The sequence below is a fragment of the Caenibius tardaugens NBRC 16725 genome, from assembly GCF_003860345.1.
GTDB lineage: Bacteria > Pseudomonadota > Alphaproteobacteria > Sphingomonadales > Sphingomonadaceae > Caenibius > Caenibius tardaugens.
Map to the genome: position 1 here is coordinate 3,865,079 of NZ_CP034179.1, position 12,609 is coordinate 3,877,687.

At 60.0% G+C, this 12,609-nt stretch carries 8 protein-coding genes; 6 read left to right on the plus strand and 2 right to left on the minus strand.

The genetic code is table 11. The features are described 5' to 3' along the window. Positions 1-11: 11 nt before the first annotated feature. Positions 12-1,961, plus strand: coding sequence for an acetate--CoA ligase (gene acs, locus EGO55_RS18215; RefSeq protein WP_021690700.1), 1,950 nt, complete (start codon positions 12-14; stop codon positions 1,959-1,961). Beyond that, positions 1,958-2,590 (plus strand): LuxR C-terminal-related transcriptional regulator, encoded by a 633-nt coding sequence (locus tag EGO55_RS18220; protein ID WP_021690699.1) that lies wholly within the window; start codon positions 1,958-1,960, stop codon positions 2,588-2,590. Before acs ends, EGO55_RS18220 begins: the two co-directional genes overlap by 4 nt. Here the strand turns inward: EGO55_RS18220 and EGO55_RS21040 are convergent. Next, entirely contained in the window at positions 2,564-3,244 is a 681-nt protein-coding gene (locus EGO55_RS21040) for an ATP-binding protein (protein ID WP_210766568.1), read from the minus strand. The genes EGO55_RS18220 and EGO55_RS21040 overlap by 27 nt on opposite strands. Further along, complete coding sequence (locus EGO55_RS18225) at positions 3,238-5,913, minus strand: PAS-domain containing protein (protein ID WP_210766569.1); 2,676 nt, start codon at positions 5,911-5,913, stop codon at positions 3,238-3,240. Before EGO55_RS18225 ends, EGO55_RS21040 begins: the two co-directional genes overlap by 7 nt. A 223-nt stretch (positions 5,914-6,136) precedes the next feature. Here EGO55_RS18225 and scpC point away from each other — a divergent pair, with 223 nt between their 5' ends. The 4 genes from scpC to EGO55_RS18245 all read left to right on the plus strand — a co-directional run bounded on the left by scpC (position 6,137) and on the right by EGO55_RS18245 (position 12,533). Further along, entirely contained in the window at positions 6,137-7,651 is a 1,515-nt protein-coding gene (scpC, locus tag EGO55_RS18230) for a succinyl-CoA:acetate CoA-transferase ScpC (protein WP_021690697.1), read from the plus strand. A 512-nt stretch (positions 7,652-8,163) separates the two neighbouring features. Continuing rightward, positions 8,164-9,459, plus strand: a complete 1,296-nt coding sequence (locus tag EGO55_RS18235) for a tyrosine-type recombinase/integrase (protein ID WP_021690696.1) — start codon at positions 8,164-8,166, stop codon at positions 9,457-9,459. A 33-nt stretch (positions 9,460-9,492) separates the two neighbouring features. Further along, positions 9,493-10,425, plus strand: a complete 933-nt coding sequence (locus tag EGO55_RS18240; protein WP_021690695.1) for a DUF7146 domain-containing protein — start codon at positions 9,493-9,495, stop codon at positions 10,423-10,425. A 32-nt stretch (positions 10,426-10,457) separates the two neighbouring features. Then, positions 10,458-12,533, plus strand: coding sequence for a ParB/RepB/Spo0J family partition protein (locus EGO55_RS18245; protein WP_021690694.1), 2,076 nt, complete (start codon positions 10,458-10,460; stop codon positions 12,531-12,533). The last annotated feature ends 76 nt before the right edge of the window (positions 12,534-12,609 follow it).

Consider the following 12,609-nt stretch of genomic DNA (forward strand, 5'->3'; position numbering starts at 1 on the left):
AGGAGCAAGCGATGGGAGAGGTGGTTTATCCGGTCCCGACCGGTTGGGATCAAGCCGCGTTGGTTGATGCACAGGCCTATGAAGCGATGTATCAACGTTCGATCGAAGCCCCCGAGGCGTTCTGGAATGATGCCGCGCATCGTCTGGACTGGATCCGGCCTTTTACGCGGGTAAAGGAAACCAGCTTCCACGAACCGGATTTCGGGATTGCATGGTTTGCGGACGGTACGCTTAACCTGACAGCCAACGCGCTGGATCGTCATCTGGAACGTAACGGAGACAGGGTCGCGATCCTCTGGGAACCCGATGATCCGTCCGAACCGCATCGCGAAATCACCTATAATGAGCTTCATGCCGATGTGTGTCGTTTTGCGAACCTGCTGAAGGCGCGTGGCATTGGTCGTGGCGATCGCGTCACCATCTATTTGCCCATGGTTCCCGAAGCAGCCGTGGCAATGCTTGCCTGCGCGCGCATCGGTGCCATCCATTCCATCGTGTTCGCAGGCTTCTCGCCCGATGCATTGGCCGGCCGGATCATCGATTGCGACAGTCGTATTGTGGTGACGGCGGACGAAGGGCTTCGTGGCGGCAAACGGGTGCCGTTGAAGGCCAATGTCGATGATGCGTTGCGGCAGTGCCCGGGTGTTGAAACGGTCGTTGTGCTCAGGCGAACCGGCGCTCTGGTTGGTGCTGTTGATGGAAGAGATATCGATTGGCACGAGGGTGTTGCATTGCAATCCTCAGACTGTGACATAGAAGAAATGAATGCGGAGGATCCGCTGTTCATTCTCTATACCTCAGGCTCCACGGGCAAGCCCAAGGGCGTGTTGCACACCACCGGCGGTTACGCGGTCTGGGCATCGATAACGCATCAATATGTTTTCGATTATCATCCCGGTCAGATTTACTGGTGTGCGGCCGATATTGGTTGGGTCACCGGGCACAGCTATGTGGTGTACGGGCCGCTCATTAACGGCGCGACCACGGTCATGTTCGAAGGCGTGCCGAATTTTCCTGATCCGTCACGCTTCTGGCAGGTGGTCGACAAGTTCGGGGTCGAAATATTCTACGGCGCGCCCACCGCCTTGCGGGCTTTGATGCGCGAAGGGGATGACTGGGTGCGACGCACCAACCGTAAATCCCTTCGCCTGCTTGGCAGCGTTGGCGAACCGATCAATCCCGAAGCCTGGGAATGGTATTACCGCGTCGTGGGCGAAGAACGGTGCCCGATCGTTGACACCTGGTGGCAGACCGAAACTGGCGGCATCATGATTACGCCCTTGCCCGGCGCAACCGATTTGAAACCGGGGTCTGCCAGTCGGCCGTTCTTTGGCGTCAAACCGGCACTGGTCGATAACGATGGTAAGGAGGTCATGGGGGCTGGTGAAGGTTGCCTTGTCATGACCGACAGTTGGCCGGGCCAGATGCGCACGGTCTGGGGTGATCATGATCGCTTTTTCCAGACCTATTTCTCTACGTTCGAAGGCATGTACTTCACCGGTGATGGCTGCCGCCGCGACGCCGATGGCTATTACTGGATAACCGGACGGATCGATGACGTCATCAATGTGTCAGGTCATCGCATGGGAACGGCCGAAATCGAAAGCGCGCTGGTTGCCCATTCCAAGGTCGCGGAATCCGCTGTGGTGGGCATGCCGCACGACATCAAAGGGCAGGGCATCTATGCTTTCGTGACCACGAATGTCGAAGTCACGCCCGATGAGGCCCTGCGGAAGGAACTTATCCAATGGGTGCGGCAGGAAATCGGCCCGATTGCCACGCCGGACGTGATCCAGTTCGCTCCGGCCTTGCCCAAAACGCGTTCCGGTAAGATCATGCGCCGAATCCTTCGCAAGATCGGGGAAAATGATGTGACCAATTTGGGCGATACCTCGACGCTTGCCGATCCTTCGGTTGTCGACAATCTTCTCGCCAACAGGCGGCAATTGACGGAAGCATGACGGGCACCGTTCTCGTTGCGGACGACCATCCGCTGTTTCGGCAGGCACTATGCCTTGCCGTTCGGAAGGTTTTGCCGGATGCGAGAATAGCGGAAACCGGGACGTTGGCCGCCGCGGCAGGTGTCGCTGCCGGGGCGGATGATCTGCAGTTGATCCTTCTGGATCTGAAAATGCCGGGCGCGGTTGGCTATTCCGGTATCGCGTTGTTGCATGCAGAATGCCCCGATGTTCCGATCCTGGTGATATCAAGCGCTGAAAGCACCGGTATAGCGGATGAGGTCCGTGCTTTTGGCGCTATCGGCTTTCTGAGCAAGGGAAGTGATCTGGCCGATATCGAGAATGCCATCGGCCGCGCCATTAGCGGTGGCGCCCCTGCGCGGCCATCCGGTAATGATGACCCGCATATACATGACGTGCGCGAGACCGTGGCTGGGTTGACGGCTATGCAACTCAAGGTCTTGCTTGCCGTTCTTGATGGCCAGTTGAACAAGCAGATTGCCCATTCTCTCAACATCAGCGAAGCCACGGTCAAGGCGCACATGACGGCCATCATGCGCAAGCTTGACGTCAGCAATCGCACGCAGGCGGCATTGGTGGCGCGATCACTCGGGCTCGACCTGCGTCATTGAGACCGTAGCGAGAAACGCTTCTATCGCGCCTCCTGCCACCGGTTTGGGCAGAATTCCGATCATCATCGAGGCGGCGCGTGCCCGCATGGCGGGATTGTTTTCGGCAGTCACCAGCAAGACGGGCAGGCGCGGGATACGGCGCCGCAGTTCGGTGGCGAGATCGAGGCCGTTTTCCCCATCATCCAGATGATAATCGACAAGCGCTGCGTCAATTGTACCATCGATGGCCATTGCTGCTGCGGTGCTGCGCGCACCCACGGGATGGTGCCCCATGCGTTGGAGCAGAGCGACGCTGGCGTCTACGATGCGTTCGTCGTTATCGACCACGAGAACGCGTAAGGGGCGCATGCTTGCCTGCATCTCGTTGACAGGCGCAAGAACATCGACCGACATTGAATTAACTTCAAGAATCGGGAGATAGAGGCTGAAACGGCTTCCTTTTCCAGGGGATGATTGCACTTCGATTCTGCCGCCGATCAGTCGAACGATGCGGCGCGCCAGAGCAAGTCCAAGGCCGAGACCTTCGGTTTCGACTTCGCCAAGACGAATGAACTCCGAAAAGATATCGCCGATGCGGGATTCGGATATGCCGACCCCGCTATCGATGACGTCGATGCGCCAATGGGTGTTTCTGCGCCGTACGCCGATCAACACCCCCCCTGCTGGGTATAGCGTACGGCGTTGCTGAGGAAGTTCTGGATCACCGAGCGGAGCAGTCCTGCATCGCATTCAACAAGGCCCGGCAAAGGCCCAAGCCGCAGTGTAAGCCCTTTGCTTTCCGCCATGGGCTGGATGGTCGCCACAAGATTCGAGAGGAATGGGCGCAACTCGATCACAACCGGATCGGGGGTGACGCCGCCGGCATCCAGACGGCTTATGTCGAGCAGGGACCGGAGCAGATCTTCCGCCGCAACGATCGCGCTTTCCACGCGATGGACCAGTTCGTGCTGTTGCGGGTTCGTTTCGCGTTCGAGCGCCGCAGTAAACAGGCGGGCAGCATGGAGGGGTTGGAGAAGATCATGGCTGGCAGCGGCAAGGAAGCGTGTCTTGTCCTGATCCGCCAATGCGAGTTGCCGGTTGGCTTCGCTCAGTTCATGTGTGCGTTCGGTTACCCGCTGTTCCAGTTCTTCCAGAGTCTTACGCAGTTCCTCGCGCACCCGCGCTTCTTCGCTGATATCCGTGAAGGACATGACATAGCCGCCCCCCGGCATGGGGCCGCCGACAATCTTGATCACTTTGCCATCGTGGCGGCGCCGCTCGAACGTGTGCGATTGTCGCCGGCGCAGGTGATCGAGGCGTTTGGCAACGTGGTACGCAATGTCGCCGGGGCCGAAATCGCCATGTTGGGCGTTGTGACGGATGAGATCGGCAACCGGCGCGCCAACCTGAACCAGATCAGGAGGATAATTGAACAGATCAAGATAGCGGCTGTTCCAGGCAACCAGATTGAGATTGGCGTCGACTACGCTGATCCCCGCACCGACGTTTTCAAAAGTCGATGCGAGCAGGCGCCGCGAAAAGCGCAGGCTCTGCCCACCTTCGTCCAGCAGCCGGGCAACGTCCTGCAAGGCCAGTTGCCCTTCCGCCAAGGCAGAAGCCACGAGCGCGCGCGCGGATGACGCACCAACAACCTGTGCGATCAGTTCCCGGGCCCGCTGCGCGGACTTGCGATCCACCGGAATCCCGCGATGCGGCCCGGGAAACTCGCGTTCCGCCTGTTCAGTACCCAGAAAACTTCCGGTCAATTGCACCAGATCGGCGAGATCGCTGATTGGTCGACCGGGCCGGATAAACCGGGGTAGGGGGGCCGTGGAAACATTGCGTGCCGAGACCATCGCATAGACCGCAATATTGATACCGAGGCTCCAGAAGACGCCGTGCACCAGCGGTGAAGCATTGCCGACGCCGAACAGACGCAAGGGATCGAGAAACCCACCGGAAAGGGCGGCAAGCCATTCGTTAGGCAGCACTGGCGGCAGCGCCAGTGTGTAGAGCCACAGGGCCAGTCCGATAGAGAGGCTTGCGCGGGCGGCCAGCGAATCCCGCCCCTTGCCCGTCGCCGCCAACAGGAGGTGTGGGGTGAACTGGGCCATCGCGGCAAATGCGATAAGGCCAATGGATGCGAGGGAATCCTGCGCCGACACCAGCATTGCCCAAACGAGGGCCATGGTCACGATCGCCACGATCGAAAGGCGTCGCACAAACAGCAACCGTCTGCCGATTGCGCCCGGCTCGGTCGTGCTGTGCCCGGGCATCAAGGTCGGGAACACCAGGTCGTTCGAAACCATGGTGGCGAGCGCGGTTGAATCCACGATGGCCATGGAAGCCGCCGCGCTGATGCCGCCCAGCAGAGCCGCGGCAACAATCAGTTTGTAGTTTTCGGCCGCTGGCAATTCGAGCACATAGTGATCGGGGGAGACCTCCGGGCCAAAAATGGTCATACCGGCAAGGGCGATCGGCACGATCATCGCCGTAATCGCGCCAAGATAAAGGGCGAGACCAAAGCGTGCCCGCACAAGATCGGTCGGCGCCTTGGCCTCGACCAGTCCCATGTAGAACTGACGGGGCAAGGCGATGATCGCTGTCATCGAAATCAGGAAAATGACCGCGACCTCGATCGACAGGTGGCCCGGCTGAAAGCGTCTCTCAAGTTCGGAAATACCGTGGGATAGATCGGCAGGGGCGCTGCTGGCGATCACCATGACAGCAACCACCGCAACGGCAAAAAGTGCGAGCAACTTCAGTGCGGATTCAAGCCCGATAGCGTAGACCAGCCCTTCGCTGCGCCCCGCCAGTTCAAACCGGCGTGCGCCGAAAAGAATGGCGAACAGGGCGAGAAACGGGGCGACAACCAACATGGTTTCGGTGGCGACATCGGCGCCCGAAACAATTGCCAGCGCCGCGCCGATCGATCGCAGTTGCAAGGCCAGATAGGGGATGGTTCCAAGCAGGGCGATAATCGTGACCAGCCGGGCGACGACGATATCATGCCCGAAACGCGCGGCGATAAAGTCAGATACAGTAGTCGCCTGTTCTTCCGCCACAGCTTCGGCAAGCGTGCGCAGGAAACGTGGTGCGATGAGCAGCAGGAGAATGGGTGCGGTATAGATGGGCAGGAAATTCCAGCCTTCACGTACCGCGCTCCCGACGGCGCCATAAAATGTCCAGCTAGTGCAATAGACGCCTAGTGCCAGCGTATAGGTATGGTGGCGCAGGCGGGCATACTTCGCCAATGTCGACCCGCGTGCTTCCACTACCGCCGCAATCACGAACAGTAACAATATGACGGTCAACGCCAGTAGAGCAGCGGCATGAAGACTCATAAGTGCCCAACATCCTCCCCGCAGTTTCCTACCAGTGCGGTGACTTTACGCAATGTCGGGAACAGCCGTTTTTTGTGTATAGCGCCGGGATGGAACGACCGGCGCTGCGCATAAAAAGTATGTTGGTGCGCCGGCATTGTTTGGGTTGCATCTGGGGGCATTCCGCCAGTAACGGAAATCACCCTATGATTGCGCGATATATAGCGCGCGAAGGATTATCACCTTGACCAATAGCCGAATTGCGATGCCCGCCCTGTATTCCCGGGTCATGAGTGCCGAAGATGCCGCCGCACTGATTGATGATGGCACAACTGTGGGGATGAGTGGATTTACCGGTGCGGGTTACCCCAAGGCGGTGCCCGTCGCTCTCGCAGAACGCATCAATGCAGAACATGACGCAGGAAACCCTTTTCAGGTGCGAGTGTGGACGGGTGCCTCCACCGGACCTGAACTCGACGGTGCTCTGGCCAGGGCAAACGGCATTGAATTCCGGCTGCCTTACAACAGCGATCCTGTGGCCCGCGAAAAGATCAATCGCGGCGAAATGGCCTATTTCGACATGCATCTCAGCCAGGTTGCGCCAATGGCGTGGCAAGGGTTTCTTGGCCCGTTGGATACGGCTGTGATCGAAGTGACCGGGATCACTGCATCTGGCGATTTGATTCCATCGTCGTCCGTCGGGAACAACAAGACGTGGCTCGAACGTGCGAAACGGGTGATTCTGGAGGTCAACAGCTGGCAGAATCCGGCGCTGGAAGGGATGCATGACATCTATTACGGCACCCACTTGCCGCCACACCGGGTGCCGATCCCACTGGTTCGCGCAGACGACCGGATTGGCCAGCCGTTGTTTCAATGCGATCCGGAAAAGATTGCCGCTATCGTGTTGACGGATATTCCTGACCGAAACCTGCCATTTACCGCGCCCGACGCCGCTGCTGGGGCAATCGCGGGGCATCTCCTCGCGTTCTTTGAACACGAAGTTGCAATGGGGCGTATGCCGCCTGCGTTGTTGCCACTCCAGTCCGGTGTTGGGAATATTGCGAACGCTGTGCTCACCGGCCTGATAGACAGCCGTTTCGAGGGCATGACATCGTTTACCGAAGTCATTCAGGATGGGATGCTGGATCTGCTCGACAGTGGCAAGCTCCTCATGGCGTCGGCCACATCCTTTTCGCTTTCGCCTGATGCCGCTGCGCGGGTCAACGCCGACATGGGACGCTATCGCGAGCGCATGATCCTGCGCCCGCAGGAAATCAGCAACCATCCCGAACTCATCCGTCGTCTCGGCTGCATTGCGATGAATGGGCTGATCGAGGCGGACATCTACGGGAACGTCAATTCCACCCATGTGATGGGATCGCGCATTCAAAACGGCATTGGCGGATCTGGCGACTTTGCCCGCAATGCGTTCGTATCGATTTTCATGACACCTTCGACAGCGAAAGGGGGGGCGATTTCAGCGATCGTACCCCAGGTCAGCCATGTCGATCACATCACGCAGGACGTTCAGATCATTGTGACCGAGCAGGGTCTGGCGGATCTGCGCGGGCTGGCACCAAAACAGCGCGCGGCGTTGATTATAGAAAAATGCGCACATCCCGATTTCAGGCCGATGCTCGAGGATTATTACGCCCGTGCGCTGGTGTCCTCCTACGGGAAACATGCACCTTCGCTACTGACTGAAGCACTTTCGTGGCATCAGCGTTATATCGATACAGGTTCGATGCGTTTCTGAGGCTGGGGGAACACGTAATCGACACATAGCCCGTAAGCAGCCAAGGCTGCATCAGGCGGAAGAGAATGTCAGGGCGTGGCCTTCAATAGACCCGGTTGACGATGCTCATTTGCGCATTGTTGCGGGATTCTGATGCTGAACGGTCAGGTCGATCGCCTCGCGTGTGTTTACGCGATACAATTGTCGCATTCGTTGCTGCCGAGAGTACACCTGCCGTTCCGACAGTCTCCCCATTTTGGCAGTCTGTGATGAGAGGAAGTGGTGGACGCACTAGGGCTCGAACCTAGGACCCGCTGATTAAGAGACGTCCAAGGGCGATTTTTTGAACGTCCTGGCACGTCCCCCAATGTCCTCCGGCGTCCAATTTTGAATCTCCAACATACTGATATATAATAGGAAATTCACAGGGTCTCGTCCTTGGGTGTCCATCGTTGGCTTGCGCCAATTCCCGTCAGTCGGGGCTCTGGTGCAACCTATATGCAACCTAATTTTTGGGTCAAGGGAGTGTTCGTGTGGCTGCCTCACTTACAAAAAACGGCATAGAGGCCCTGATCCTGCGGGCCAAGAATGGTGCCTCCGGGCAACTCGAACTCCGCGATGACCGTGAGCCTGGCCTGCGTATCCGTGCCGGTCAACGATCCGCAAGCTGGTCGTATTGGGGGCGGCTGAAAAATGGCCAACCCACGCGCATCAAACTCGGTTCATGGCCGGGTATGGGTATTGCCGAGGCACGAGCGGCAGCCCAGGAGGCGCGGGCCAAGGTCGTGCAGGGCCATGACCTCAACGAAGAGAAGCGGGTTGCGGCACGCGAAGCTGCTCTTGAGATACGGACCAGGACAACCCTCAAGGACGTACTGGACCTCTACGAGGAACTCATCCTCGCACAACATCGCCGCGGCAGTCAGACTCGCCGTGCTCTTGATGGCAAGAAGGGCCTCCTGACAACGCTCGCAAACCGAAAGCCGGCTTCAATTACCCGCGCGGAGATCAGCGATCTCGTCAAGAAACATGCTCGTCAGGCACCGATATCCGCCAACCGGAAGCTCGCTTATGCGTCAGCCTTCTTCAACTGGTGCGTCGAAGAGGAAATCCTCACCGATTCTCCCGCGAAGAACATCCGCAAGCCGGCCAAGGAAAACGAACGCGACCGATTTCATACCCTTGAGGAACTAAGCGAGGTCTGGACGGCAACCACTGGCCTTGGATACCCATTCGAGCAGTTGTACCGCTTGCTCATCGCTTTGCCGATGCGGCGGGAAGAAATTTCGGCCATGCCGGTCGCAGACCTGTCAGTTGGGGATGACGACGCGCCAGACCAAGGAATATGGGTGCTGCCCGCTGGCCGGACGAAGAATGCCAAGGCTCTGCGTGTTCCGCTGTCACCGTTGGCCCGTTCCATCATTGTCGAGGCACTGAATCACAAGGAACGGCCGAAGGATTCCAAGCTCCTGTTTTCGACCACCGGCGAAACATCAGTTTCGGGCTTCACGAAAGCCAAGCGCCGGATCGACAAGGCAATCCGGGCCGCCCGGATCAAGGAAGCGGAACAGGTGGGGGGCGATCCAGAAGCGGTTGAGCACATGCCGCACTGGACCGTGCATGATCTGCGGACGACCTTCAATACGCACGCCTGCGAGATACTGAGCGTTCCGCCCCATGTCGCAGATCGAATATTGAACCACGTTGCGACCGCGACGCGGTCGAAGATCATGCGCGTCTATAACAAATCCGAGATGTTCGACGCTCGGAAGAAGGCGCTTTGCGATTGGGCGGATTTGCTGTCGGCCCAGGTGATATCGAACAACTGATTTGCCCCATGGGCAGGGAATCCGGGAGGCCAAATGTCCATCCCATCCTATCTACACTCCAAATCCAAATCCGATCTCGAAGCTGCGGCTGCCGATCTGGTCAAACGCCTCGGCGGGAACTGGACGCCTCGTGGTGCGATGTGTCGGTGCCCCGCTCACGATGATCGGACGCCCAGCCTTTCCGTGCGTGTCGGTGATGCAGCACTGTTGTTCAAATGCTTTGCCGGCTGCGACACGCTTGACGTCATCCGGGCAATCCGCCGGCTCGGCAGCAACATTCCGTTGAACGGCGCATCGACATCACCGACATCGCAGTACTCCATAAGTCCAACATGGCTGCGGCAGCGGGCTCTCGATCTGTGGGATGACGCGCGCCCACTCATGGGAACGACAGCCGAGCAGTATCTGCGACGACGCTCGATTATCCTGTGGCCGCCGGCGTTGCGCTTTCACCGACGCACACCGCTGGGCCGAGGAAAGCGTGCAGTGTTCCGACCGGCGATGCTTGCGGCACTCCACGAGAGGGAACGGCTGGTCGCGCTCCAGCGGACGTTTCTTGCTCCTGACGAGCCGCGCCGGGCACGCGATCTTGGTAACCCACGGCGCATGCTCGGTCGACCGGGGAATGGTGCTGTCGTGCTTGCGCCGGCGACCCACACGCTTGGTCTTGCCGAAGGCATCGAAACCGCCCTTTCGGCGATCCTCCTGCTCGATATTCCCGTCTGGGCTACGCTAGGGAATGAGCGCCTGCCGCATATCGCCATTCCCGACACCGTCACACGGCTGATCCTGCTGCCCGACAATGACAGAGGCGGACGGATCGGTGCGGCCAAGGCCGCCGAAGCCTATGCCATGCCGGGCAGGACCATCGAGACCTTGTGGCCGCCGGATGGCCTCAATGACTGGAACGACGTTCTTCGTGCGGAAGGGAAGGGGGTGGGGAACTGGTTGCGGCAAGCGGCCTGAATGGTCGGGCCATGGCCGCCAGGAGAATATCGATGTCCCAGCCTATCATTCTCGTATCGGCGGCCAAGCTCGCCAAATCGCCCAGCAATGTGCGCAAGACCAGCGACGCTGAGGCCGACGCCCAGCTCGAAGCCAGCATCGTCGCGCACGGCGTGCTCCAGAACTTGATCGGCCTGCCGGTCGCGCGCAAGAAGGGCCAGTACCGGATCACCGCCGGCGGTCGCCGTCTCGATGCCGTCCACCGCGCGATCGAGAAGGGCGATCTGCCCGCCGAATACGAATTGCCGGTGAAGGTTCTTGCCGACGCCAACGACGCGGTCGAGATCAGCCTGTCCGAGAATTTCTTCAAATTGGCGATGAATCCTGCCGATGCCTGCCGGGCATTCCAGGACATCATCGAGACCGAGAAGAAGACCCCCGCCGACATCGCCAAGCGCTTCGGCCTTACCGAGCGTTTCGTGCTGGGCCGTCTGCGCCTTGCCGGTCTTGCCGAACCGGTGTTCGAGGCCCTGCGCGACGGGTCGATCACGCTCGACATTGCCATGGCCTATGCCAGCACGTCAGACGCCGCGCGCCAGGCCTCGGTGTACGAGCAGTTCGGCCAGGGCTACTATCGCGCCAATGTCGGCGAAATCCGGCGCCAGCTCGCCTCTGGTGGCTATCGCGGCAGCGACCCCAAGGCGCTGCTGGTCGGGCGCGAGGACTATGTCGCGGCGGGCGGCAGGATCGATGCCGACCTCTTTTCCGACGATGCCACCGAGATGTGGATCGACGGCGACATCCTCGATCACCTCGCTGAGGAAAAACTTGCCGCAGCCGCCGAAGCAATCCGTCAGCGCGAGGGCTTCGCTGAAATCCGCGCCGTGCCTGCTTCCCACATCTCGTACATGGACACCTATGGCCTGCGGCAGGTTCAGGGTGAGCTCCCCCCGCTCAGTCCGCAAGAGGAAGCCCGCTGCGAGCAGATCCAGAACGAACTCGAAGCGATCGAGGAAGCTGCGGCAGACGAGAATGGCGAGGGCTATACCGAGGACGACGAGGCGCGGACCCAGGCGCTCGAAGCTGAATATGAGGCGATCCAGTCGCGCAATCCGATCCTGACCGAGGAGCAGAAGGCGTCCGCGCTTGCCTATGTCGTCATCGGCCGCGACGGATGTCCTCGCATCCACGAGCAGCTCTATGTCGCGCCGGTCGAAACGCCAGACAACGAGGAAGGCGACGCCGGTGCAGATGAGGACGCGGATCACGGCGAGGAAGCCGAAGGCTCGGCCAAGCCGGTCATGAGCCAGCGGCTTGCAGACGAAATGGCGATGATGAAGACCGAACTTCTTGCAGTCCACGTCGCGAGCGACCCGCGTTTCGCGCTCGACGTCGGCACCTTCATCATGGCCGATGCGGCGACCCGGCATTATGGAAGCAGCGATCTTGCCAGCGAACTTCGCGCCCGGGCGCCGTCCCCGCGGGTCGCCAGTTTCGAGAGCGGTACGCTGGCGGCCGAAGAATGGGCCAAGCTCGACAGCGCGCTCGATCGCAGCTGGATCGACCATGAAGATGTCCGCGACCGTTACGACGCCTTCTGCGCGCTTTCCGACGAGGCCCGCGCTGCCTGGCTGGGCTGGGCGATCGCGCGGACCTTCGATGCGGTGCCCGCTGGCAGGACCGGCAGCGCTTTCATCGACCATCTCGGCGCCAAGCTGGCGATCGATGTCGCGGCCTGGTGGCGACCGACCGCGAAGAACTACTTCGACCGGATCACCAAGCCGGCGATCCTGACGCTGTTCGAAACCGTAGGCAGCGCCGAACTGCGTCACCGTTACGGGGCGTCGAAAAAGCACGACCTTGCCGCCTCGGCCGAGAAGCTCTTCGCGGGCGACATCCTCGTCGAGGCGGAGATCAAGGAACGGGCGATCAGCTGGCTGCCCGATGCCATGCGCTTCGAGCCCGTGGATGCCGAGACGGATGCCATGATCGGTGTCGATGCCGAGGCATTTGAAGAACCCGCCGAGGCGGCAGGCCGCGACGAGGATCTCGAAGCCGGGGATCTCGTAGAAGATGGCGCGGAATCTCGCGAAGACGGGGGCATGGATTCGCTCGCCGCCGCTGCCTGAACTCACGAACCTGCCCTCCTGACGGGGCCGCGGTGTCATGCCGCGGCCCCGTTTCCTTTTGGCTGGCTGCCGGGAG

Excerpts from the sequence above, each read along its gene's own strand:
- acs (WP_021690700.1), top strand. The coding sequence starts at position 12 with ATGGGAGAGGTGGTTTATCCGGTCCCGACCGGTTGGGATCAAGCCGCG.
- EGO55_RS18220 (WP_021690699.1), top strand. The coding sequence starts at position 1,958 with ATGACGGGCACCGTTCTCGTTGCGGACGACCATCCGCTGTTTCGGCAG.
- EGO55_RS18225 (WP_210766569.1), bottom strand. The coding sequence starts at position 5,913 with ATGAGTCTTCATGCCGCTGCTCTACTGGCGTTGACCGTCATATTGTTA.
- EGO55_RS18240 (WP_021690695.1), top strand. The coding sequence starts at position 9,493 with ATGTCCATCCCATCCTATCTACACTCCAAATCCAAATCCGATCTCGAA.
- EGO55_RS18245 (WP_021690694.1), top strand. The coding sequence starts at position 10,458 with ATGTCCCAGCCTATCATTCTCGTATCGGCGGCCAAGCTCGCCAAATCG.